Here is a 23,772-nt window from a genome sequence, read left to right as displayed (position 1 = left end):
GGCGCTGTTCGAGCCGGCCGGGCAGAACGCCGCGGGCGGCGCGCAGCGGATCGTCGCCGAGCAGCTCGTCCCAGGCGGCGGCGCGGTCGCGGCCGTCGGCGCGCGCGGGGACGCCGGGGGCGACCGGCAGCGGCGCCGGCAGCAGCTCGACCGCCGAGGCGGCGAGCTGCTCGAGCCGCTCGGCCGCGTCGCGCAGCAGCGTCTCGCGGTCGCCGCCTCTGCCGCGCGGCGGGGTCACCAGCAGCGCGAGCACGCCGCGCGAGGCGAGCAGCGCGGCGGTCGGCGCGGCCGCCGCGGCAGCCTCCTCGCCGTCCGTGGCGTCGAGCACGAGCGCGGCCGTGGACATCCGCTGCGCCGGCAGGAAGAGCGTCGCGGTCAGTCCGTCGCGCCAACGGCGCACGCGCGCGCCCTCGGCGAGCACGCTGCGCGTCAGCGTGCGCGCGGCGGCGCGGCCGTCGGGCGCCTCGACGCGCACGTCGAGCGTCACCGGGCGCAGCGACTGCAGCGCCGCGACGGCGCCGCCGCTGCTCTTGGCCGGGGTCCACGCGTCGGCCAGCGCGAGCGGATCGGAAGCCTGCGCGCGCCAGACGCGGCCGTCGTCGTCGCGCAGCCGCGCGCGCCACGTCAGCGTGTCGCCGGCCGGGCCGCCGAGCCCGCGCACGCTCAGCGCCAGCGGCTCGTCGAGCAGTCCGCTGCTCGCGCCGCGCAGCTCGAGTGCGCCGCTCATCCCTCGATCCGATCGCGGAACGAGGCCGCCGGCTGCACGGCGGCGCCGAGCGCGTGCGCCTGCTCGGTCAGCCATAGATCAGAGGTCACGACCCACGTCGCGGCCGGGTTGGGCGCTTCCTTCAGGCGCCGCACGATCTCGTCGTCGGCGGCGTTGGCGCGCGCTCTCGGGGCGTGCGCGACCTCGATCACCGTCGAGCGGATCGGAGGCCGCGGCGGCTGCTCGAAGACGACGGTCACGTCCTCATTCTCGGCGATCGCCCAGCGCTCCAGCATGTCGACCAGCCGCACCATCGCGGCGTGCCGGTCGCGCCACCATTGATCGGGGCGCGTTCCGATCACGTTCATGCCGTCGATGAGCCAATGCACGAGAGGGAACGTTAAAAGGAAACGGCCCGCCGAGGCGAGCCGTTTCCAGGAGGAGAGAGATGTGTCTATGTGGTGATGCTGTGATCGGTGGAGGAAGATTTGGTGTGGCCCGGTTGAGTGGGCGCCTCCGATCAACTGAAGAACATGATGCGCCTCGGGGGAGCGGTTGTGTGTGAGCTGCGTCACGGGAGCCGGAATGCCCCGGCCGAACGGCGATCTGGGCCGCCCAACCGGCTCGATCCGTAAAGTTGTCTGGAGGATGGGCTTCGAACGACGGATCGTTCACCTGCGGGGGCTGCTCGCGCTGACGCTGGCGCTGCTGCTGTGCGGTGGCGCGGCGCTCGCCGTCGCCGCGCGTGACGCGAGCGCGGCCGAGCTGCTGCCCGACCTCGTCGCCGATCCGCCGACGGAGGTCAGCCTCTCGGTCGACTCGGCCGTCGGCCACCCGGCGCTGCTGCTGCGCTTCGACGGCTGGGTCCACAACATCGGCCCCGGCGCGCTCGACTTCCGCGGGAGCCGCGCGTCGTGGAGAGACCCGATGCAGTCGGTCCAGCGGATCTTCAGAAGCGAGGACAGAGGCTGGAGCGACGAGGCGAGCCCGGCCGAGCTGGTCTTCTCCAACGGAGACGGCCACAACCACTGGCACCTCCAGGACACGGCGAGGTACTCGCTCTGGAACGCAGCCAGAACGGCCGAGACGGCGCCGGCGCAGAAGGTCGGCTTCTGCCTGATGGACAGCGAGCACGTCGAGAGAGACCGCGGCCCGTCGACGCCGGTCTACGCCGACAACGTCGCGCCCTATCGCAACTTCTGCCAGCAGAACCAGCCGAGAGCGCTGTCGCTGTTCGAGGGGATCTCGGCCGGCTGGCGCGACTACTACGACGCCGGGCTCGCCTTCCAGTGGGTCGACGCCTCGGCCGTGCTGCCCGGCAGCTACTGGCTGCGCGAGGACGTCGATCCGCTCAACCGCATCCGCGAGGCGAACGAGTCCAACGCTGAGGCGTGGGCCGAGGACCCGACGACGATCCCCGGCTACAACGCGCAGCCCGCGAGCGCCGCGACGCCGGTCGGCGCCGCCGTCGAGATCGCCTGGCCGGTGCAGAGATGGGGCAACCCGGCCGGCGCCGCGATCCGCACGGTCGTCGATCAGCCGACGCACGGAACACTCTCGGCCTTCGATGGCGGAGACGTGACCTACACGCCTGAGCCCGGGTGGGAGGGGATCGACTCCTTCACCTACTCCGTGCGCGACGCCGCCAGCGCCTACCCGTCGGCGCCGGCCGTCGCGACCGTCACGGTGACGGTCGGCGATCCCGCGCCCGATCCCGCCGTCTACATCTCCGGCGCGCCCGACACGATGGTCGCGGGCACGAGCGTGCAGCTGACGGCGACCGTCGAGCACGACCTGCCCGGCGTCACCTGGAGCACGACCGCCGGCACGATAAGCCCCGACGGGCTCTTCGTCGCGCCGCCGACGCCGCCGGCCGGCGGCAGCGTGACGATCACGGCGAGAAGCGCCGCCGGGGCGCAGGCGACGCGCACGATCGCGATCACCGCGATCCCCGATCCCGAGCCGCGCCCTGAGCCTGAGCCGGACCCCGACCCGGATCCGCAGCCCGACCCGCAGCCGCAGCCCGACCCGCAGCCGCAGCCCGACCCGCCGGCGCCCGACCCGCCCGTGACCACGCCGACCGGCACGCCGACGACGCCCAGACCGGCGACGCCGGCCAAGCCGCCGACGCCGCGCCTGTCGGGCTTCGGGCTGCTGCGGATCGGCCAGCAGCTGACGACGACGACCAGACCGAACGTCGCCGGCCGCGTGCGGATCTCGATCTACGCCGGCACGCGGCGGCTGCGCGAGTGCGTCGCGAACGTGCCCGCGAATCGCACGGTCGCGTGCCGCGTGACGCTGCCGAGAAGCGTCGGCGCGCGCACGAAGATCAGCATCGTCGCGGGGCTGCGCAGCGGCTCGACGCTGACGCGGAAGGTCCGCAGAGCGGCGCCGATCGCGCCGATGAGAATGCCCCGCAGAGCGATCAAGGCGGGCGCGATGGACCCCGCCTACGCGCGCCGCTTCTGGTGTCCGCTGCCGCCCCGGTAGGCTGCGGCGATGGCGCCCACGCATCCGCTCCGCAGACTGCTGCTCGCGCTCGTGATCGCGATCGCCGCCGTGACGGCGGCCGCCATCGCGGCCACCGCGACCGCCCAGCCGGCCGCCGCCGCCTCGCTCGCGGTCGGGATCGGCGACGAGGACGCCTCGATGTTCGGCGATCCGCTGCTGGCGAGACTGAAGCTGAGAAAGGCCCGCTACGTCGCCGGTTGGGACACGGCGCTCTCGGCCGGTCCCGAGCGCAGCTCGGCAGACGGCTTCCTCAGAGCCGCGCGCGGCGCCGGCTATGACGTGCTCGTCTCCTTCGCGCACTCCTCCAACCGCGGCAGAGCGAGAACGCTGCCGTCCACGAGCGCGTACGCGAAGGGCGTCAAGGCGTTCATCAAGCGCTACCCGTGGGTCCGCACCTTCTCGCCGTGGGACGAGGTCAACACCTGCTCGGAGCCGACCTGCCACAGCCCGAAGTCGGCGGCCGCCTACTACCGCACGCTGCAGAGAGCGTGCCGCGGCTGCGCCGTGCTCGCGGCCGAGGTGCTCGACACCGACTACACGGAGATGCGCAGCTACCTGCAGCAGTTCCTCAGATATGCCGGCAAGCCGACGCCGAAGCTGTGGGGGCTGCACAACTACAGCGACGTCAACCGCTTCCGCACGGTCGGCACGAGAACGATGCTGGCGACGGTGCCGGGAACGGTCTGGATCACCGAGGTCGGCGGCCTCTACTCCTACCCGCCCTCGTTCCCGCCCTCGACGAGCCGCCAGGTCAGAGCGACGCAGCAGATGATCAGACTGGCCGGCAGCAGCAGCCGCATCCAACGGCTCTACATCTACAGCTGGAACGGCGGCGGCACCTTCGACGCCGGCCTGCTGTGGCCGAACCTGACCGCGCGGCCGGCGTACACGACGGTCGCGAACTGGCTGACGAGGCTGCGCTCCGGCCGCTAGGCGGCACGGCGGCGCGAACCTCTACCCTGCTGCTCGTGGACCGACGCGGGTTCTTCAAGTCGATGCTCGGCAAGGGCCTCTCGCATGGCGCGAGACAGGTCGACGCGGTCGTGATCCCGTTCGAGCGGGCGGCGAAGGCGGCCCGCGACGCGATGCCGGCCGAGCCCGAGCAGCAGGCGCCGCGGCCGGTCGCCGACGAGCCGCCGGCCGACGTCGCGCCGACCCCGCAGCCGCTGCCGGCGACCGGTGTCGCAACCCCCGTCGCGGACGAGGACCTGATGCGGCTCGCCGCCGACGTCGGCCTGATCCGCCACGTCGAGGCGGTCGTCGCGCTGTCGCGCCGCAGCGTGCGGCTGGTGCCCGGCGACGGCCCGCCGCCCGACGGCAGCCGCACACGCCTCGGCGGCGCCCCGGACCTGCCGTTCGGCGGCGTCTGGCCGAACTGGGAGGGGCGGCCGCTGGCCTTCATCGGCCAGCTCGACCTTGCCGAGGCGAGCGCGCTCGGGCTGGAGCAGGGCGCGCTGCCCGACAGGGGCGTGCTGCTGATCTTCTCCGCGCTGGAGCGGACGCCGTCGGGCTCCTCGCCGCAGGACGGCGAGAGCACGCGCGTGCTGTACGTCGAACCGGAGCGGCTGCCGCGCGACCCGGGCGCGCGGATCGGGATCTCCCAGCCGCACTCCGCGACGGCGCTGGAGCTGTCATCGGAGCTGACGCTGCCGCGCGTCTGGTCGGCGCCGGTGCAGCTGCTCGGCCTCGACGCCGAGGAGCAGGAGCTGTGGGAGCAGGTCCGCCGCGAGCTGGCAGAGCTGCAGGGCGTCGAGCCGTGGGACGCCGGTGAGCCGCTGCGCTCCCGTCACCACCTGCTCGGCTTCGCCGACGAGTCGCGCGCCGACATGCAGGTCGCCTGCGAGCTGGCCGCGCGCGGGATCGACGTCGGCTACGGCGCGCCGTGGTCGCACCCGGAGGCCAAACGGGTCGAGGAGGTCTCCAGACGGTGGCGGCTGCTGCTGCAGCTGACCGTCGACTCCGAGGCCGGTTGGAGCTTCGGCCGCGGCCGCGAGCGGCTGTTCGTGTGGGGGCCGGAGGACGACCTCTCGACGGCCGCCTTCGAGCAGGTCCGCGCGATCGCGCGCTGAGACACTCGCGTCTCCTCCGACACCCTGTCAAGGCGCCAGGAACGCTGCCGATGACCGGGGCAGCTGCCCCCGTCAGACAGCGAGACCAATCGATGGAGCCGCGCACGCGCACGCACGAGGAGATCCGCCGCCAGGGCGGGGTCGGCAACCTCAACGAGGGGGTCGAGATCGTCGTCCACGGTCTCCCCACCCGCCTGATCGCCTGGCCCGGCAACGGCTTTCAGACGGTGAGCGTCCACGTCGTGACGCACCGGCCGGGGGAGGAGAGCGACCGCCACGCCTACGCGCTCGGCGAGGAGGCGGCAGTCTGCCTGCACGGCCACGGCGAGGTGTGGCTACGCGACCGCTGGGTCGCGGTCGGGCCCGGCGACGTCGCCTTCTGGCCGGCCGGCGTCGAGCACGCGACGCGCAACCTTCCCGGCGCCGAGCACGACTTCGTGCTCGTGACGCAGCTGACGCCGCCGCCGCTGCACCTCTACGAGCCGGCCGGCTTCTACGACCGCGGCGCCGGCGCGATGCGCTTTCCGGTGATCGAGCGGGCGCGCCGCGCGGCGACACCGGGCACGCTGCCCGACCGTTGTGAGCTGCGCGCGAGCGACGACGAGCCGGACGTGCGCGCGTGGAACCTCGGCGTCGAGCAGATCCGCGCGCGCGGCGCGCTCTTCAGCCTCTTCCGCGGCGCGCGCTTCGACGCGCTCGGGGCGGAGTCGCTGCTGGTGCTGTGGCCCGGCCACGGCGCCGACGGCGCGGGCTTGATCTTCGGCCCGATCGATCCTGGCAGTCCCGTCCGCCGCCACGCGCATCCCGTCGCCGACGAGTGCGTGATCTTCTGGGACGGCGACCACGCCGACCTGGAGCTGGACGGCCGCCCGGTGCGGATGCGCCGCCACGACGTGCTGCTGGTGCCCGCCGGCGTCGAGCACGGCGGCGGCCCCACGACCGAGCAGGGGCGCATCTGGCTCGGCAGCCTCGCCGCGCCGCCGCAGCTCGACCTGCTGCTGCGCTCCGGCTACAGCGACGGCGCCGCGGTCGCGACGCCGCCGTGGAGCGCGATCAGGCCGCCGGCTGCGTGCGGGCCCAGTAGTCGTTGACGGCCGCGATCGCGCCGCCGGTGATCGAGCTCTTGAAGACCTCGGTGTCGAACGCGTGCGGAAGCGGCTCGGAGGGGACCGGCAGGCCGAGGCCCTCGCAGATCGGCTCCCAGCCGTCCTTCGGCTCCCAGATGATCAGGCGGTCGGCCGGGACGGTCGACTTGACCTCGTCGTTCCAGCGGTTCATCGCCTCGACGAGCGGGGCGCGCTCGCCGAAGGTGTTCGCGAGCGTGCCGCGCGGGCCCTTCCAGAACGTGTCGATGTTGAGGTCCATCCACGACGCCCAGACGGGGTCGATGCGGTAGCGCGCCAGGCACATCGCGCGCATGAACGAGTCGCCGAAGTAGATCTGCACGATCGTGTCGTTCATCGACTTCGCCCACGCGTCCCCGTCGCGCACGCTCAGCAGGACCTTCGCGTCCGGGTACTTGTCCATCAGCTCGCGCCAGTGGTAGGCCGCCGGCCAGTCGACGGTCGCCTCGAAGCCCTCGAAGATCTCGTCCCACGGCTCCTCGCCGTTGTACGCCCGGCGCCACTGGTCGACGCCTCTCTCCATGTCGGCCATCATGTCCTTCATGTGATACGTCGGCAGCCCGAGCATTCTCAGGGCCAGCCACTGGGTCGTCGTCGCGGTCCGGGGCAGTCCAGCGCCGATGAGCTTCATCCACTCTCCGTTCGGGGAATTGGGGGGATCCGAGATCACAACAGCCGATCTGGCCGGAGGTTGCGCCGTTCGACTACCCTGCGGCCGGTGAGCACCAGCGAGCAGAACGCCTTCCGGATCGCGTTCCACCGGCCTGAAGCCGAACGGCGCGTCGTGATCTTGCCGGGCGCACGCTATCCGACGCGGGGGCCATTGCTGTGGTTCGCCCGTGAAGTGGCGATCGCGAAGGGCTTCGGCGTGCTCGAAGTGCTCGACGAGCCGACCGCCGAGGAGGACCCGTTCGCGTGGGTGCGCGACCGCGCGCAACGCGCGCTCGACCACCAGCCGGCGCCGACGACGGTGCTGCTGGGCAAGTCGCTCGCCAGCCACGTCGCCGACCTCGCGGTCGAGCGGGAGCTGCCCGCGATCTGGCTGACGCCGCTGCTCGACCGCCCGGAGGTGCGCGCGGCGATCACCGGGGCGACGCGGCCGCTGCTGATGGTCGGCGGCACCGCCGACCCGACGTGGCAGCCCGACGGCCTCGGCTCCAGCGCCCTGATCTCGCAGCTGGAGCTGGCCGGCCACGACCACTCGCTGCAGATCCCGCGCGATCCGATCGCGTCGATCGGCTCGTTGAAGAAGGTCACCAAGCAGGTCGAGCGGTTCCTCGGCGGCAGCTGGCTGGAGTGAGCGCGCGCTCGCGCGGCCATGCCCGCGCGGTCGCCTGAAGCGGGCCGCGCGCCCGCGCACGAGGCGTTCATTTTCCTCTTAGGGAGCTTTCGCCCCCGCTTACGTCTCGTTCAACGATGACTCAGGAAGCTGGCCCATCCTGCTTGTCATGCACACACCCAAGGCCATCGTCACCCTCGCCGCAGCCGCCGTCCTCGGCGCTGCGGGCGGCGCTGCGGTCGTCGGCGTCGTCGGCGATGACGGCGGCTCGACCAAGACCGTGATCGAGCCGGCTGCCTCGCAGCCCAACAAGGTCTCCGTCTCGCAGGACTCCGGCGCCGAGCAGAGCGCCAAGGAGATCTACGCGAACGCCAGCGACTCCGTCGTCTTCATCACCTCGACGATCACCGCGGAGTCCTCCGCGAGCGATCCCTACAGCGAGCAGTCCGGCCAGTCGGGCGAGGCGACCGGCTCCGGCTTCGTCATCTCCGCCGACGGCTACATCGTCACGAACGCGCACGTCGTCAACGGCGCCTCCGAGATCGCCGTCAAGATCGGCGACGGCGACTCGCAGCAGGCCGAGCTGGTCGGCAAGGACGAGTCGACCGACATCGCGCTGCTGAAGGTCAGCGGCGCCAGCAACCTGAAGCCGCTCGCCTTCGCCGACTCGGACGCGCTCACCGTCGGCGACGACGTCTTCGCGATCGGCAACCCGTTCGGTCTCGACCGCACGCTCACGACCGGCGTGGTCTCCGCGCTCCAGCGCCAGATCACCGCGCCCAACGGCTACACGATCGACGGCGTGATCCAGACCGACGCGCCGATCAACCCCGGCAACTCGGGCGGTCCGCTGCTTGACGGCGAAGGCCACGTGATCGGCGTCAACTCGCAGATCCTGACCGGCTCCTCGACCAGCCAGGGCAACGTCGGCATCGGCTTCGCCGCGCCGGCCAACACGGTCAGAAGCGTCGTCGAGCAGCTGAAGGCGACCGGCAGCGTCAAGCACGCCTACCTCGGCGTCCAGATGGGCGATGCCGAGAGCGGCGGCGCGCAGGTCGGTGCCGTCACCGACGGCGGCCCCGCGGCTTCCGCGGGCGTCCAGGAAGGCGACGTGATCGTCGGCTTCGACGGCAGAAGCGTCACCGACGCGGCGACGCTGTCGGGCCTGGTCAATGGCAAGCTGGCCGGCGACGAGGTCGAGCTGACCGTCCGCCGCTCCGGCGAGGACCACACGCTGAAGGTCACCCTCGGCGAGCAGCCGGCGAACGCCGCGGGCAGCAGCTCGCAGCAGCAGGAGCAGGTCGATCCGCAGCAGCAGCAGCCGACCGACCCGACGCAGCCGACCGATCCGCAGCAGCAGGTCGACCCGACCGATCCCTACGGACAGGGCCAGCAGAGCGATCCGTACGGCCAGCAGACCGAGCCGGCCGATCCCTACGGCGAGCAGCAGCAGACCGACCCGTACGGCGGCAGCGGCAGCGAGCAGCAGCAGATCGACCCGCGCGACCTGCTGGAGCAGCTGATCCCGTAGCAGCCGCAGCGCAGCACAAGCTTCTCGCTCCACACGCTCGCAACCCCCCGTGCCGCGTGGAGCGGGACCGCCCGTCCGACAGCCTCCCCTTCTGTCGGACGGGCACGCTGGACCCGCTGTACGCGGGTCCTGGGAGGAGGGAGCAGGACGAGCCCGGCCCGGAGATCCGTTTCCGAGCCGGGCTCTTATCCTTTGGCCGATGCGGAACCAGCTGCGTCCCCTCTTCGACCGTGTCGTGATCAAGGAGCTCGAACCGGATCGCGTGCGCGACTCCGGTCTCCTCGTCCCGGCCGGCACCAACGAGCCGCCGCCCCAGCACGGGATCGTGCTCGCCGTCGGGCAGGGGCTCGACTGGTGGCAGCACGTCGGCGTCACGATGCCGGTCAGACCGGGCGACCACGTCGTCTTCCCGGCGTCGGCCGGGTCGTGGGTCGAGGTCGACGAGGAGCGGCTGCTGGTCTGCCGCGTCGGCGAGCTGCTCGGGGTGCTCGAGCTGGTGCCGGTCCCCGATTGAGCACGCGCCGGTGACGCTCCCGCGACAGCGCCGGCGCGCGTGACGAGCATCCGCTCGTGACCCTGCTGGAGGCGCTGCTGGTGCTGGCGGCCGGCGTCGGCGCCGGCACGATCAACACCGTCGTCGGCAGCGGCACGCTGATCACGTTCCCGGTCCTGCTCGCGGTCGGCTACTCGCCGATCACGGCGAACGTGTCGAACTCGCTGGGGCTGGTGCCGGGCTCGCTGTCAGGCGCCTACGGCTATCGCCGCGAGCTGGCCGGGCAGCGCTCGCGCATCATCCGCTACGGCACCGCGTCGCTGGTCGGCGGCGCGACCGGCGCCGCGCTGCTGTTCGTGCTGCCGGCGGCCGCCTTCGACGCGATCGTGCCGGTGATGATCGCCGTCGCGCTCGTGCTCGTGATCTTCCAGCCGCGGCTGGCGCGGGCGCTCGCGGCGCGGCGCCATCCCGACGCGCCGAGACGCGAGGGCGGCCCGGTCGCCTTCTCGCTCGGGTACCTGACGGGCGTCTACGGCGGCTACTTCGGCGCGGCGCAGGGGATCCTGCTGCTGGCGATCTTCGGCTTGACGCTCGACGAGGAGATGCAGCGCGTCAACGCGCTCAAGAACGTGCTGGCGATGATCGTCAACCTCGTCGCGGGGATCGTCTTCCTGTTCGTCGCCCACGTCGCGTGGGAGGCGGTCGCGCTGCTGGCGGTCGGCTCGGCCGCGGGCGGGCAGATCGGCGCCAAGATAGGTCGCCGCCTGCCGCCGGCGGCACTGCGCGGCTTGATCGTCGTGGTGGGCGTGACCGCGATCGCGCAGCTGCTGACGCGGTGAGCGCCCGCGGGCGCGCGGCGCGGCGCGCGCCGGGTGCCTGCCTACAGCTGCTCGCCGATGTAGAAGCCGACGCGTTGGCCCTCGATCTGGGCGTCGAGCGTCTTGTCGTCGAGGATCTCGGCGGCGTGCTCCTCGACGAAGACGCGCGCGCCGGCCTCGTCGAGCACCTGGTCTGAGTCGGCCGGGACCTCGGCGACCGTCACCTCCAGCGGCGCCGGTTGCTCGGCGCCCGGTTGCGTGGCGATGCGGATCCCGGCGCCGTCGGGGATCTCGGGCGAGGCGACGATCCCGCGGATCGCCTCGGCTGCTGTCTCCGTGATGGTGAGCACGGTGGTGCTCCTCTCAGTCGCTGTGGGGGCGTCTTCAACGCCTGCCCGTCGGGCCGTCGTCGGAAACGACGAGGGTCCGCACCGCATCCGCGGACTCGGCCGCGAGCGCGGCATGGGCGAGCGCGGCGGCCTCGTCGGCGTCGAGTGCGCGCACGGCCTGCTTGACCGCCGCGACCGATGGCGCGGCGACCGACAGCTCGCGCACGCCGAGGCCGACGAGCAGCGGCGCGGCGACCGGATCGGCGGCCAGCTCGCCGCAGACGCCGACCCAGCGACCGTGCGCGCGGGCCGCTCTGCAGACCTCGTCGACCAGCCGCAGGACGGCGGGGTGGAGGCCGTCGGCGAGCGCCGCCAGCGCGGCGTTGCCGCGCTCAGCGGCGAGCACGTACTGGGTCAGGTCGTTGGTGCCGAGCGAGAAGAAGTCGACCTCGTGCGCGAGCTGCACGGCGGTCAGCGCGGCGGCGGGGACCTCGATCATGATCCCGACCTCGAAGCCGTCGCGCGGGGTGGTCCTGGTCTGCTCGATCGCTTGCTGGAGCAGCGTGCGGGCGGTGCGCAGCTCGTCGATCGTGGCGACCATCGGGAACATCAGCTTGACGTTGTCATGGGCGGCCGCGGTGCGCGCGATCGCGCGCAGCTGCGTGCTCAGCAGCTCGGGTCGCGCGAGCCCGAGGCGGAGGCCGCGGACGCCGAGGAAGGGGTTGGCCTCGGCCGGCATGCCGAGGTAGGGGAGCGGCTTGTCGGCGCCGGCGTCGAGCGTGCGGATCACGAGCGGGCGGCCGTCGAGCGCCGCCGCCGCCTGCGCGTAGATCTGCAGCTGCTCCTCCTCGGTGGGGGCGGCCGCGCGGTGGAGGAAGGCGAACTCGGTGCGGAACAGCCCGACGCCGTCGGCGCCCGCGGCGCGCCCCTCGGCGGCGTCCGCCGGCGCGCCGGCGTTGGCGGCGACCTCGACGGTGACGCCGTCGCGCGTTGTGGCGGGATCGTGCGCGGCCGCGCGCGCCTGCTCGGCGAGGGCGGCCGCGCGCGCCTGCCGGTCGCGGTAGTCGCGCTGGGTGTCGGGGTCGGGCGCGGGGATCAGCAGGCCGGTGTCGCCGTCGAGGATGGCGGTGGCCGCCACTTGCTCGCTCGCCTCGCCTGCCACCTCGCCGGCGCCGGCAGTGCCCGCATCCGCGGTTTCGGCAGCTGCCGCGCCCGGCGCGACGAGCGCGAGCAGCGCGGCGCCGAGGCCGACGACGGCCGGGACGCCGAGCGCGCGGGCGAGGATCGCGCCGTGCGAGGTCGGCCCGCCCTCGGCGGTCGCGATCCCGGCGACTGTGGCGCGGTCGAGCCCGGCGGCGTCGATCGGCGTCAGGTCGCGTGCGACGACGATCGCGCGGCCGCTGCCGCGTGACGAGCCCGCATCAGGCGCGCCGCTGTCTGCGGCAGCTGCGCCGCGGTTCGCGTCGGGCGTGCCGCGATCTGCGTCGGGCGTGCCGCGATCTGCGGCGAGCTCGCGCAGGACGCGGCGGCCGACGTCGAGCACGTCGCCGGCCCGCTCGCGCTGGTACGGGTCGTCGAGCGCGCGGTAGCGGTCGGCGATCGCCTCGATCGCGTCGGCCCACGCGCGGCCGGCGCTGCGCCCGGCGTCGATCGCCTGCCGCGCCGGCCCGAGCAGCGCGCCGTCGTCGAGCACGAGCGCGAGCGCGTCGAGGATCTCGGCCTCCTCCGGCCCGACCTCGCGCGCGAGCCGCTCGCGCCGCCGCCCGACCTCCTCGCGGACCGTTGCGCGCGCGTCTGCCAGCACCGCCCACTCTTCCTCCGGCGATCCGCCAGGTTCGTCGAGGATCGGCGGCAGCTCCTCCTCGTCCTCGCCGCCAAGCCGTCGCAATGGCCCGAGCGCGATCCCCGGCGAGCTGGGGATGCCGGCGAGCGCGCCGGCAGGGGCGCCGGGTGGGAGCGGGCGGGAGCTGGGCGGGGCGCCGGGCGGGGGACGGGGCGCGGGCGGGACTTCGGGCTTGGCATCGCCGCCACCACCCGTTGCCACTTCGCGCAGCCTCTGCACCGCGAGGCGCGCGTCGGGGCCGGTGGCGCGGACGATCAGCTCGTGGCCCTCGCGCACCCCGAGCGTGGCGATCGCGTTCAGCGAGCCCGCCGGTGCCGGGCCCGCGCCGGTCGTCGCGTTCTCCACCTCGATCTGGGCCGAGAGTGCGGCGGCGGTGCGCACGAATCGCGCGGCCGGCCGCGCGTGTAACCCCTGCGAGACCGTCACCGCGAACCGCTCCTCGACCGTGTCGGAGGGAGGAGTGGCGGTTTGTGCATCCCCAGGATGAACAGATCGCCGGTCGTCCGGCGGGGCGGGGGCGTGGGGCGGGGCGGCGCCGGCGCCCTCGGCCTCCCCGAGGTGCGCGGCCTTCCCGGCCAACCCACCGCGCGCCTCGTCCGCGACCGCGTCGAGCGAGGCGCCGCCGGCCGCCGAGACCGCCGCCGCGACGGCGCCCTCGACCAGCGGCGCCGCGACCAGCCGCACCTGTTCGCCGAGCGCGGGATCGAGCAGCTCGACGGCCATCTCGGCGCTCAGGACCGCGCTGCCGAGGTCCATCAGCACCAGCACGCCGTCGCCGGAGCCGTCGTCGGCCGCCTCGATCGCGCTCATCACGCGCGTCGCGTCGGTGCCGAGCGGCGCCTCCTCGCCCTCGCCCGGCGGCTCCAGGCCGCCGGCCGTCTCCAACCGCACCTCGCCGCCCATCTCGCGCGCCAGCTCCGCCACCCCGGCCGCCAGACGGGCGCTGTGCGAGACGACGACGAGGCCGACCATCACGCGGCTCCGCGCCACCGCAGCGCGCGCGGGGCGGCGCCGCGCGGCGGCGGTGCGGCGGCGGGGCGCCGCATGATCGCTAGTCCTTCACCCACCCGAGCGTGCGCTGGACTGCCTCCTTCCAGCGGGCGTAGCGCTTTTCGATCTCCTCCTTCGGCTCCGACGGCTCCCAGCGCTTGTCCTCGCCCCAGTTTCTCGTCACGTCGTCAGTGCCCGACCAGACGCCGACCGCGATCCCAGCCGCGTACGCCGCGCCGAGCGCCGTCGTCTCCGAGACCTTCGGGCGGATCGTCGGCACACCGAGCACGTCGGCCTGGAACTGCATCAGCAGCTCGTTGGAGACCATGCCGCCGTCGACCTTCAGCTCCTTGAACGGCGCACCCGACGCCTCGTTCGCGGCGTCGACGACCTCGCGGCTCTGCCACGCGACCGACTCCAGCACCGCGCGCGTGATGTGGGCCTTGTTCGTGAACGCCGTCATGCCGACGAGCACGCCGCGGGCGTCGTCTCTCCAATAGGGCGCGAAGAGGCCCGAGAAGGCCGGCACGAAGTAGACGTCGCCGGTGTCCTCGACCGACGCCGCCAGTCTCTCGGACTCCGGCGCGCTTCTGATGATCCCGAGCTGGTCTCGCAGCCACTGCACGCCGGCGCCGGTGACGGCGATCGAGCCCTCCAGCGCGTAGACCGCGTCCTGGTCGCCGATCTTGTAGCCGACGGTCGTCAGCAGCTTCTCGGAGGCGACCGGCTCGTTGCCGGTGTTGACGAGCAGGAACGAGCCGGTCCCGTACGTGTTCTTCGCCGTCCCCGGCTCGAAGCAGGCCTGGCCGAACAGGGCCGCCTGCTGGTCGCCGAGCACGCCAGCGACCGGCACGCCGTCGAGCACCGTCCCCTGCACCTCGCCGTAGACCTCCGACGAGGATCTGATCGCCGGCAGCATCTCGCGCGGCAGGCCCATCAGCGAGAGCGACTCCTCGGACCAGTCGAGCGTTCTCAGGTCCATCAGCATCGTGCGCGAGGCGTTCGTCACGTCGGTCACGTGGACGCCGCCGTTCGGTCCCCCGGTGAGGTTCCAGATCGTGTAGGTGTCCATCGTGCCGAAGAGGATGTCCCCTGCCTCGGCGCGCTCGCGCACGCCGTCGACGTTGTCGAGGATCCACTTCGCCTTCGGCCCGGAGAAGTACGTCGACAGCGGCAGGCCGCAGATCTTGCGCAGGCGGTCCGGCCCCTTGTCGCCGGCCAGCTCGGCGACGATCTGCGAGGTGCGCGTGTCCTGCCAGACGATCGCGTTGTAGACCGCCTCGCCGGTTCTGCGATCCCACAGCACGGTCGTCTCGCGCTGGTTGGTGATGCCGATCGCCTTGACCTCTCTCGGCCTCACGTCGGACTTGCCGAGCGCGTCGGCGATCACCTCTCTCACGCGCGTGCGGATCTCGTGCGGATCGTGCTCGACCCAGCCCGCTCTCGGGTGGATCTGTCTGTGCTCACGCTGGCCGACCTGCACGATGTTGCCGTCGGTGTCGAAGATGATGAAGCGCGAGCTGGAGGTCCCTTGGTCGATCGCGCCGACGTACTCAGCCATGTCTCGGTCTCCTCATGCCGTCGTCTCGTCCCAGCTCCCCGCGAGGGCGCGCAGCAGCAGCGCCGTCGACGTGGCACCCGGGTCCTGGTGTCCGATGGAGCGCTCGCCAAGGTAGCTCGCGCGGCCCTTTCTGGCGAGCAGCGGGATCGTCGCCCGCGCGCCCTCCTCGGCGGCGTCGGCGCTGGCGGCCAGCGCCTCCGCCAGCGGCTTGCCGTCATCGACCGCCGCTCGCAGCGCGTCACGGGCCGGGATCAGCGCGTCGACCATCGTCTTGTCGCCCGGCTCGGCCTTGCCGCGTCTCTGCACCGCCGCCACGGCGGCGTCGAGCGCGTCGGCCCATACGGCCGCGTCGGGCTCGCGCGCTCTCGTCGCGCCCGCGAGCGCAATGAAGAGCGAGCCGTAGAGCGGCCCGGCCGCGCCGCCGACGGTCGACAGCAGCGTCATGCCGACCGTTCTGAGCGCGGCCGACGACGAGTCGGCGGCGGCGCCGTCGAGTCTCGCGACGACGGCCGTGAAACCGCGCGCCATGTTCGCGCCGTGGTCACCGTCGCCGATGTCGGCGTCGAGCCGGTTCAGTCTGTCGCGCTCCTGTTCGAGCGCGCCGGCGGACCGGCGCACCCATTCGCTCACGTCCACTCAGACCCCCCAGCGCAGCGCCGTCGTGTCCACCGGCGCGTCCCACAGCCGCACCAGCTCGTCGTCGAGCTTCAGCAGCGTGATCGACGTGCCGGCCATCTCCAGCGAGGTGATGAAGTTGCCGACGAGGTTGCGCTCGATCGTCAGGCCGCGCTCGCTCAAGACCTGCGCGACGCGGCGGTAGACGACGTACAGCTCGATCAGCGGCGTGCCGCCCATCCCGTTGACGAACGCGAGCACGCGGTCGCCCGAGTTGAACGGAAGGTCGGAGAGGATCGGCTCGAGCAGGCGGTCGACGATCGCGTCGGCCGGCTCCAGTCTGACCCGCTCGCGTCCCGGCTCGCCGTGGATGCCGATGCCGATCTCCATCTCGTCGTCGGCCAGCTCGAAGGTCGGCGAGCCGACGTGGGGGACAGTGCACGACGTCAGCGCCATCCCCATCGAGCGCGCCTGCTCGTCGACGCGGCGGGCGATCGCGGCGACCTCGGCCAGCGATCTGCCCTCCTCGGCGGCGGCGCCCGCGAGCTTCTCCACGAGCACGGTCGCGCCGACGCCGCGGCGGCCGGCGGTGTAGGTCGAGTCCTGCACGGCGACGTCGTCGTCGACCAGCACCGACTCGACCTCCGACCCCTCGGCCGCCGCCAGCTCGGCGGCGGTCTCGAAGTTCATCACGTCGCCGGTGTAGTTCTTGACGATGTGCAAGACGCCGGCGCCGCCGTCGACCGCCTGCGTGGCGGCGAGCATCTGGTCGGGCGTGGGGGAGGTGAAGACGGCCCCGGGGCAGGCGACGTCGAGCATGCCGCGCCCGACGAAGCCGCCGTGCAGCGGCTCGTGGCCGCTGCCGCCGCCGGAGAGGATCCCGACCTTCCCGCTCACGGGCGCATCCGCGCGCGCGACGAAGGCCGGGTCGTGCGAGACGCGCAGCCGGTCGCCGTGAGCGGCCGCGACGCCTTCCAGCGCCTCACGCACGACCGCCTCGGGATCGTTGATCAGCTTCTTCATGGGGCGCCACCGCCTGGCGTCCTGCCGGGGGGCCTGCCGGTCGTGCGACCCTCGGCGTCGTCGCCGGCCACGTAGCCGCGGCTGGCTCTGTCCTCGGTCTCGATCTCGGTCACACCCTCCTCCTCGACGCCGATGTCGGGCTCGACCCCGCGCGACTTCAGCACGTCGCCGATGAAGAAGTCGTAGAGGAAGGCCGCTATCGACGCACCGATCAGAGGTCCGACGATCGGGATCCACATGTAGCTGTTGATGTTGCCGTAGTCGCCTGGGACGGCGATCTCCTTCCAGCCCTCGATCCATGCCACGAGCCGTGGGCCCAGGTCACGCGCGGGGTTGATCGCGTAGCCGGAGTTGGCACCGAAGGAGAGGCCGATCGCGACGACGACGATGCCGACGATCAGCGGCGCGAGGTTCGACTTCGGCGGCTGGTTGTAATTGTCGATGAGCGCGAAGATGCAGAAGACCAGCAGCGCCGTGCCGACGATCTCCGAGAACAGCGGGCCGAATATGTTCCCGTAGTACCCGGCCGGGAAGGTCGCGAAGATCGAGTAGGTGCCGACCGAGTCGGGCGTGCCGCGGACAATGTCGTCGGCCCGCTCCAGCGAGTCGATCGACGGCGCGTACAACCAGTAGAGGATCAACGCCGCGACGAACGCGCCCAGCAGCTGCGCGATGACGTAGAAGGGCACCTTCGCCCACGCGAAGCCGCGCCGCAGCGCGAGCGCGAGCGTGACCGCCGGATTGAGGTGGGCTCCGGTGACACCGCCGGCGACGTACACGCCGAAGGTCACGCCGAAACCCCAGCCGAAGGCGATGATGAGCCAGCTCGCGGTGTCGAATTCACCACGACCCGACTGCGGCAGTGCCGCGACCGCCATTGCGACAGAACCGACGCCGAACATGATCAGGATGAACGTCCCGGCGAATTCACCAAGGGCATCGCCGAAGTTTGTGCGCCGCCAAGCCGCATCGGGGCCGAACCGCGAAGTCCCGCCAGGCTTGGGCGCTGGCTGTGTGGGGGGCATGGATTCGACATACCCCGAACGACCTGTGCTGACCCGCCGCCAGCTCGCCTGCTAAGAACCTTCATACGATGCGCAATCCACTGCCAGAGCGGGCGTTCGAGCGGCCCTTCGACGTGATCGTGATCGGCGCCGGGATCAACGGCACCGGGATCGCCCGTGACGCCTCGCTGCGCGGGCTGAAGGTGCTGCTCGTCGACAAGCACGACATCGGCGCCGGCACGACCAGTCGCTCGACCCGCCTGATCCACGGCGGACTCCGCTATCTGGAGCATCGCGAGCTGCCGCTGGTGCGCGAATCGCTGCGCGAGCGCGAGGTGCTGCTGCACATCGCGCCCCACCTCGTCCATCCGCTGTCGTTCCTGCTGCCCGTCTACGAGGAGCACAGACGCGGCACGAAGATGATCCGCATGGGGATGATGGCCTACGACGCGCTGTCGCTCGACAAGTCGATGTCACGCCACCGGATGCTCAATCGCGGTGAGGCGCTCCAGCGCGAGCCGGGTCTGCGCCGCGACGGGCTGAGAGGCGCCGCCGCCTACTACGACGCGCAGGCCGAGTACCCGGAGCGGCTGTCGCTGGAGAACGCGCTCGACGCGCGCCGGCTCGGCGCCGTCGTGCTGCCGTACATGCGCGTCGCCGAGCTGCAGCGCGGGCCGGCCGGGCGCGTCACCGGCGTCGCGTTGCACGACGAGCTGCACGGACGCGACCACGTCGCGCACGGGACCGTGATCGTCAACGCGGCGGGGCCGTGGGTCGATCGCGTGCTGGGCGGGATCGAGCCGCCCGACCAGCGCATGATCGGCGGCACGAAGGGCAGCCACCTCGTCGTCGCCGCCTTCCCCGGCGCGCCGCGCGAGGCGGTCTACGCGGAGGCGGTCGAGGACGGGCGGCCGTACTTCGTCGTGCCGTGGAACGGGCTGTACCTGATCGGCACGACCGACTCGCGCTTCGACGGGGACCTCGACCGCGTCGAGGCGACCGACGACGAGATCGCCTATCTGATCTCAGAGACGAACAAGCTCTTCCCCGAGGCCGGCTTGAGAGCCGCCGACGTGCTCTACACCTACGCGGGCGTGCGGCCGCTGCCGGTCGCGCCCGACGGCGACGAGGCGGCGATCACGCGCAGCCACGTGATCCACGACCACGCGCCCGGCGTCGAGGGGCTGCTGTCGATCGTCGGCGGCAAGATCACGACGTACCGGCAGCTGGCAGAGGAGGTCGTCGACGCGGTCGTCAAGAAGGTCGCGGTCAAGGCCGGCAAGTGCCGCACCCATCAGGTGCCGCTGCCGGGCGGGACCGTCTACCGCTTCGACGACTTCCGCGAGCGCTTCCATGCGACCAGCGGCCTCGAGCGCGCGACCGGCGAGCGGCTGCTGCGGATCTACGGCACGCGCGCCGCCGAGGTGCTCGACTACGCCGACGGCCACCCGGACCTGCGCGAGCCGTTCGACGCGCCGACCGGCGCGATCGGCGCCGAGGTCGTCTTCTCGCTGCGGACCGAGCTGGCCGAGACGCTCGCCGACGTGCTGCAGCGCCGCACGATGGTCGGCTTCGGCGCCGAGGTCGGGCTCGGCGCCGTCGACGCGGCCGCCGAGCTCGCGGTCCGCCACCTCGGCTGGAGCGAGGAGCGTGCCGCGCGCGAGGCGGCCGGCTTCCGCGCGCAGGTCGGGGTGCTGCGCCCCCGCTACGCCGCGCAGGCGTAGCAGCCGGCGTCGGCCATCTCGGCCAGCTCGTCGTCGAGCTCGCCGAGGGAGATGAGCTCGATGACAGGGGTGGCGGCCGGCGCGTCGGCGTCGGCGGCGACGAGGGCCGGCGCGGCGGCCGTCCGCGCGAACGCGGGCGCGTCGTGCGGCTGCGGCTCGCGCGGGCGGCCGTGCTCGGTCAGCTCGTGCAGGTAGGTGGCGATCACGCCGAGCGCGGCGCGGTCGTTGCGGTTGGTGGGTGAGGCGGGGACCCCGATGCGGGCAGCGGCCATGCTGCGCCCTCCTTGGTTCGATCAAGTTCGAACTCGAAGGTAGCAGGTTGGTTTGGGATCGATCGAACTATCTGGCTGCTTCCTGCTCCGCCGCCTTCTGCTGACCCTGCTTCACGATCAGCGCCGCGCCGGCGAGGCCGGCGCCGAGCTGCGCGAGCGCCCAACCGGCGCCCCAGCGCTCGCGGCCGCGGGCGGCGTCGAGCGACAGCGCGCCGGGGCCGGCGTCGACGATCGCGAAGACCGCCGCCGTCAGCACCAGGTTGTACTCCCAGCCGCCCTCGGTGACCCACGGGCCTCTGTCGCGGTGGGCCGTCGCGACCGCGGCCGCCATCGTGCCGGTCAGCGCGGCGCCGGCCGCCGGCGTCAGCAGCCCGAGCGCCAGCAGCGCGCCGCCGCCGGCCTCCGCGGCGCCGCCGGCGACCGCCGCCTGCTTGCCCGGCGAGAGCCCCATCCCCTCGAACGCCTGGCCGGTCGCGTCGGGGCCGTGACCGCCGAACCAGCCGAACAGCTTCTGCGTGCCGTGTCCGATGAACAGGCCGCCGATCGTCGCGCGCAGCAGCGCCAGTCCGAGCTTCATCGCGAGTCGCCTCCAAGCATGTGGGAACCACCCAGCCAGCTCGCCGTTGCACGACCGCTCCAAACACCGGGGCGCGGCATGGCGCGACCGGTGGGGTCGCGCGCTGGACCGGCGGGTAGGGTCACGCTCATGCTGCTCTCGGTCATGATCGAAGGCCAGGAGGACGTCACCTGGCCGCACTGGCTGGCGCTCGCGGGCACCGCGCAGCGCCTCGGCTTCACCGGCCTCTATCGCTCCGACCACTACCTCTCGGTCGTCGACAAGCGCGAGCGCGGCGCGCTCGACGCCTGGGGGACGATCTGCGCGCTCGGCGCGGTGACGGAGCGGATCCGGCTCGGCACGATCGTCAGCCCCACGTCCTTCCGTCACCCGTCGGTGCTGGCGAAGCTCGTCACGACCGCCGACCACGTCTCCAGAGGACGGGCCGAGCTCGGGCTCGGCTCCGGCTGGTGGGAGTCCGAGCACAACCGCTACGGCTTCCCGTATCTGCCCGTCAGAGAGCGCTTCGACGTGCTCGAGGAGCAGCTGGAGATCATCACGCGGCAGTGGCAGGACGAGCCGTTCTCGTTTCACGGCGCCCACTACGCGATCGACGAACTGGACGCGCGCCCGAAGACGCTCGCGCGGCCGCGCCCGCTGCTGCGGATCGGCGGCAAGGGCAAGCCGCGCAGCCTCGCGCTCGCCGCCCGCTACGCCGACGAGTACAACACCGTCCACATGTCGCCGGAGCAGTGCCGCGAGATCCGCGCCGGGCTCGACGACGCCTGCGTCGCCGCCGGCCGCGACCCCGCGACGCTGCCGCTGTCGCTGATGAACGGCTTCGTGATCGGGCGCGACCAGGCCGAGCTGGTCGGGCGCGCGGCGAGCATCCTCGACTGGCTCGGGCGCGAGGTCGACGTCGTCGAGCAGGAGCTGGAGGAGCTGCGCAAGAGCTGGATCGTCGGCACCCCCGACCAGTTCGGCGCGCGCCTGCACGAGTACAGCGTCGCGGGGGTCACGCACGTGATGCTCCAGCACCACCTCTACGAGGACGACGACGCGCTCGAGCTGATCGCGCAGCGGTTGCCGTAGAGCGCGCGCGGCCGTTCGCGGCGAGCTTCGCGGAGGACGCGACGGCGGCCGCCCGCCGGGTGCCCGTCGGTTCTCCGCCAGTGACTGGCGGGCCGCTCCATGGGAGCGGCGGTCACCGGCTGGGAGCGTGGTCGCATGCTTCCGAACGCCTTCAAGCGCCGGCGGGCCGCGATCGTCGCGGGCGCGCTGCTGCCACTTCTGAGCGCCACGCCGGCCGCCGCCTTCAGCGGCGACTGGAATCCGCTCCCGGGCCTCAACGCCGCCAGCGGCGGCGACTGGATCCGCGACTACGAGACCGGCCTGGCGCCGGGCACCGTCTACGCGGCGACCGAGGGCGGCGGCATCTTCCGCTCGACCAGCGCCGGGGTCTCCTGGGCGCCGCTCTCGACCGGTCTGCCGGACCACTCCGCGAGAACGGTCCGGACGCTCGCGCTCGACGGCACGCGGATGCTCGCCGGCACGCAGGCCGGCGTCTTCGTCCTCAACGGCTCGACCTGGACCCCGCTCGGCCAGGGCAGCGGACCCGGCAAGCTGAGCGCCTCGGTGCAGGCGCTGCTGCCGCTCGGCGGCAACCTGCTCGCGGGCACGTTCGCCGGCGGCGTCTTCCGCAGCGCCGACGGCGGCCAGACGTGGCAGCCGCCCGGGCCGGGCAGCGGCATGCCAGCCGGTGCGACCGTCTGGTCGCTCACCTCGTTCGCGAGCATGGTGCTGGCCGGCACCACCAGCGGCGTCTACAGATCGCTCGACGGCGGCGTCAGCTGGACGCCTTCCGGCGACGGGATCCCGCCCGGCGTGACGACCTTCCGCGTCTTCGGCGACAGCGGCGCGCCGAACGTCTGGTACGCGGGCACGGGCAGCGGCGTCTACCGCTCGCTCGACGCCGGCTTCACCTGGTCGTCGATCTCCAACGGCCTGCCGGGCGGCAGCAACGGCGCCGTGCGCGACCTCAAGAGCTTCGTCACGCCGGCCGGCACGCGCCTCTACGCGGCGACCGGCAACGGCGTCTCCAGCGCGGTCGTGCGGCTCGGCGCGCTGCCGGGCGAGGTCCGCTGGTCGCAGGTGACCACGAGAGGGATGGCGCCGAACCTCGAGCTGTGGGCGCTGACGGACCTGCTCGGCGGCAGCTCGCTGCTGGCCGGCAGCAAGTCCGACGGCGGCTTCGGTCTCACCTTCACGCCGCCGTTCTCGATCACGCCGCCGTCAGTCGACGGCAGCGTGCGCGTCGGCGCCACCGTCTCCGCCGACGTCGGCTCGTGGATCGGGACCGGCACGCTCGGCTTCGGCTTCGGCTGGGAGCGCTGCACGACGCAGAACTCCGGCTGCACGACGATCAGAGGGGCTGAGGGGAACGAGTACGTCGTCGGCGACGACGACTTCGGCAAGTGGCTGCGCGTCGTCGTGACGGCGAGCAACGGCGCGCCGCTGTTCACCTTCCCGAGCGCGACCTCCGACGGCGTCAGAGCGACGGCCAAGCTCGGCTCGCTGCCGGGCGACTCGACGACGAGCGCGCCGCTGGTGACGATCGACGCGCCCGGTGACGGAACGAAGCCGAGAGTCGGCGACGTCGCGCGCATCACCGTCAAGACGACGATGCCGAACCAGACCTTCAACCCCAACGCGACCTTCGCGCCGACCTACCAGTGGCTGCGCTGCGCTGCCGACTACAGCGGCTGCAAGGCGATCATCGGCGCGACCGGCGCCTCCTACGTGCTGCAGACCGCCGACGCGGCGATGCGCGTGAAGGCGCGCGTGACGGGTGCCAACGTCTTCGGCGCGCACACGCTCGAGTCGGCCAACGCGAGCAACCTTGTGATCCCCGACGCGGCGCAGGCGCTCGTCGCGCCCGCGCTCGACGGCACCGCCGCGATCGGCGAGACGCTCGTCGGCAACGTCGGCGGCTGGAAGAGCCCGAAGACGACGTGGGAGCGGCAGTGGCAGCGCTGCGAGGCCGACGGCTCGGGCTGCAACTCGATCATCGGCGCCGGCGGCTCCGCCTATACCGTCGTGCCGCTCGACGCCGGCAAGCGGCTGCGGATGCGCGTGCTGGCCGACGTGAACGAGTCGTACGCGCTGCCGGCGGCGGTCGAGACGTACACGCCGCTGAGCGAGGTCGTGCCGGTGCCGGGCGGGGGCGCCGGTGGCGGCGGCGAGACGGGCGGCGGCACCGGCGGCGGGACCGGCGGCGGTGGCGGAACCGGCGGCGGGGGTCAGGGCGGCGGCCAGCCCGCGCCC

The 23,772-nt window shown here is 72.9% G+C and carries 20 protein-coding genes and 2 pseudogenes; 11 read left to right on the top strand and 11 right to left on the bottom strand.

What is annotated here, in order from left to right; translation table 11 throughout:
* Both R7226_RS25470 and R7226_RS25465 read right to left on the bottom strand, forming a co-directional pair.
* Positions 1-727 (bottom strand): annotated as a pseudogene (locus R7226_RS25470) (hypothetical protein); the annotation flags it as partial.
* On the bottom strand, positions 724-1,095 hold the full coding sequence (locus tag R7226_RS25465; RefSeq protein ID WP_318600188.1) for an NYN domain-containing protein: 372 nt from the start codon (positions 1,093-1,095) through the stop codon (positions 724-726). The pseudogene R7226_RS25470 and the gene R7226_RS25465, both read right to left, overlap by 4 nt.
* A 259-nt stretch (positions 1,096-1,354) precedes the next feature.
* On the opposite strand from R7226_RS25465, the gene R7226_RS25460 reads away from it, so the two are divergent.
* The 4 genes from R7226_RS25460 to R7226_RS25445 all read left to right on the top strand — a co-directional run bounded on the left by R7226_RS25460 (position 1,355) and on the right by R7226_RS25445 (position 6,377).
* Positions 1,355-3,196, top strand: coding sequence for an Ig-like domain-containing protein (locus R7226_RS25460; protein WP_318600187.1), 1,842 nt, complete (start codon positions 1,355-1,357; stop codon positions 3,194-3,196).
* Between the two features lie 9 nt (positions 3,197-3,205).
* Positions 3,206-4,150, top strand: a complete 945-nt coding sequence (locus R7226_RS25455; protein WP_318600186.1) for a glycosyl hydrolase — start codon at positions 3,206-3,208, stop codon at positions 4,148-4,150.
* 35 nt (positions 4,151-4,185) lie between these two features.
* A complete protein-coding gene (locus R7226_RS25450) occupies positions 4,186-5,286 on the top strand; it encodes a DUF1963 domain-containing protein (RefSeq protein ID WP_318600185.1) in 1,101 nt (366 codons plus the stop codon).
* A 92-nt stretch (positions 5,287-5,378) separates the two neighbouring features.
* A complete protein-coding gene (locus tag R7226_RS25445; RefSeq protein WP_318600184.1) occupies positions 5,379-6,377 on the top strand; it encodes a cupin domain-containing protein in 999 nt (332 codons plus the stop codon).
* Here the strand turns inward: R7226_RS25445 and R7226_RS25440 are convergent.
* Positions 6,340-7,041 carry a sulfotransferase family protein gene (locus R7226_RS25440; protein WP_318600183.1) on the bottom strand — a complete coding sequence of 234 codons (702 nt, stop codon included), beginning with the start codon at positions 7,039-7,041 and terminating at the stop codon, positions 6,340-6,342. The genes R7226_RS25445 and R7226_RS25440 overlap by 38 nt on opposite strands.
* 87 nt (positions 7,042-7,128) lie before the next feature.
* Between R7226_RS25440 and R7226_RS25435 the strand changes: the two genes are divergently transcribed.
* The 4 genes from R7226_RS25435 (at position 7,129) to R7226_RS25420 (ending at position 10,552) form a co-directional block, all read left to right on the top strand.
* Positions 7,129-7,710 (top strand): hypothetical protein, encoded by a 582-nt coding sequence (locus R7226_RS25435; protein WP_318600182.1) that lies wholly within the window; start codon positions 7,129-7,131, stop codon positions 7,708-7,710.
* A gap of 148 nt (positions 7,711-7,858) precedes the next feature.
* Positions 7,859-9,220 carry a S1C family serine protease gene (locus R7226_RS25430; RefSeq protein WP_318600181.1) on the top strand — a complete coding sequence of 454 codons (1,362 nt, stop codon included), beginning with the start codon at positions 7,859-7,861 and terminating at the stop codon, positions 9,218-9,220.
* Positions 9,221-9,419: 199 nt separating this feature from the next.
* Positions 9,420-9,734, top strand: a complete 315-nt coding sequence (locus R7226_RS25425; RefSeq protein WP_318600180.1) for a co-chaperone GroES — start codon at positions 9,420-9,422, stop codon at positions 9,732-9,734.
* A gap of 56 nt (positions 9,735-9,790) precedes the next feature.
* Positions 9,791-10,552, top strand: a complete 762-nt coding sequence (locus R7226_RS25420) for a sulfite exporter TauE/SafE family protein (RefSeq protein WP_318600179.1) — start codon at positions 9,791-9,793, stop codon at positions 10,550-10,552.
* 41 nt (positions 10,553-10,593) lie between these two features.
* On the opposite strand, the gene R7226_RS25415 is transcribed toward R7226_RS25420, so the two are convergent.
* The 6 genes from R7226_RS25415 to R7226_RS25390 all read right to left on the bottom strand — a co-directional run bounded on the left by R7226_RS25415 (position 10,594) and on the right by R7226_RS25390 (position 17,917).
* On the bottom strand, positions 10,594-10,881 hold the full coding sequence (locus R7226_RS25415; RefSeq protein WP_318600178.1) for a HesB/YadR/YfhF-family protein: 288 nt from the start codon (positions 10,879-10,881) through the stop codon (positions 10,594-10,596).
* 34 nt (positions 10,882-10,915) lie between these two features.
* A complete protein-coding gene (gene ptsP / locus R7226_RS25410; protein ID WP_318600177.1) occupies positions 10,916-13,675 on the bottom strand; it encodes a phosphoenolpyruvate--protein phosphotransferase in 2,760 nt (919 codons plus the stop codon).
* 79 nt (positions 13,676-13,754) lie between these two features.
* Positions 13,755-15,254 (bottom strand): glycerol kinase GlpK, encoded by a 1,500-nt coding sequence (glpK, locus tag R7226_RS25405; protein WP_318600176.1) that lies wholly within the window; start codon positions 15,252-15,254, stop codon positions 13,755-13,757.
* 12 nt (positions 15,255-15,266) lie between these two features.
* On the bottom strand, positions 15,267-15,890 hold the full coding sequence (gene dhaL / locus R7226_RS25400) for a dihydroxyacetone kinase subunit DhaL (RefSeq protein WP_404827901.1): 624 nt from the start codon (positions 15,888-15,890) through the stop codon (positions 15,267-15,269).
* Positions 15,891-16,892 carry a dihydroxyacetone kinase subunit DhaK gene (gene dhaK / locus R7226_RS25395; protein ID WP_318600174.1) on the bottom strand — a complete coding sequence of 334 codons (1,002 nt, stop codon included), beginning with the start codon at positions 16,890-16,892 and terminating at the stop codon, positions 15,891-15,893. It lies immediately after the preceding gene.
* Entirely contained in the window at positions 16,889-17,917 is a 1,029-nt protein-coding gene (locus tag R7226_RS25390) for an MIP/aquaporin family protein (protein ID WP_318600173.1), read from the bottom strand. The genes dhaK and R7226_RS25390 overlap by 4 nt, the downstream gene beginning before the upstream one ends.
* 68 nt (positions 17,918-17,985) lie before the next feature.
* On the opposite strand from R7226_RS25390, the gene glpD reads away from it, so the two are divergent.
* Complete coding sequence (gene glpD, locus R7226_RS25385) at positions 17,986-19,620, top strand: glycerol-3-phosphate dehydrogenase (protein ID WP_318600172.1); 1,635 nt, start codon at positions 17,986-17,988, stop codon at positions 19,618-19,620.
* Here glpD and R7226_RS25380 read toward each other — a convergent pair.
* The gene (locus R7226_RS25380; protein WP_318600171.1) at positions 19,602-19,892 is read right to left on the bottom strand and encodes a hypothetical protein; all 291 of its coding nucleotides are present in this window, start codon (positions 19,890-19,892) and stop codon (positions 19,602-19,604) included. The two genes, glpD and R7226_RS25380, sit on opposite strands and share 19 nt — an antisense overlap.
* A 67-nt stretch (positions 19,893-19,959) precedes the next feature.
* Positions 19,960-20,469, bottom strand: coding sequence for a DoxX family protein (locus tag R7226_RS25375; protein ID WP_318600170.1), 510 nt, complete (start codon positions 20,467-20,469; stop codon positions 19,960-19,962).
* A 129-nt stretch (positions 20,470-20,598) separates the two neighbouring features.
* Between R7226_RS25375 and R7226_RS25370 the strand changes: the two genes are divergently transcribed.
* Together R7226_RS25370 and R7226_RS25365 are read left to right on the top strand one after the other, a co-directional pair.
* On the top strand, positions 20,599-21,540 hold the full coding sequence (locus tag R7226_RS25370; RefSeq protein ID WP_318600169.1) for a TIGR03560 family F420-dependent LLM class oxidoreductase: 942 nt from the start codon (positions 20,599-20,601) through the stop codon (positions 21,538-21,540).
* A 135-nt stretch (positions 21,541-21,675) separates the two neighbouring features.
* Positions 21,676-23,772, top strand: a pseudogene (locus tag R7226_RS25365) (hypothetical protein); the annotation flags it as partial.

Source organism: Conexibacter stalactiti (assembly GCF_033542075.1).
In the GTDB taxonomy this organism is placed as follows: Bacteria; Actinomycetota; Thermoleophilia; order Solirubrobacterales; family Solirubrobacteraceae; genus Conexibacter; species Conexibacter stalactiti.
The sequence above is the reverse complement of the archived record's forward strand: the minus strand, read 5'-3'. Positions and strand labels throughout refer to the sequence as shown.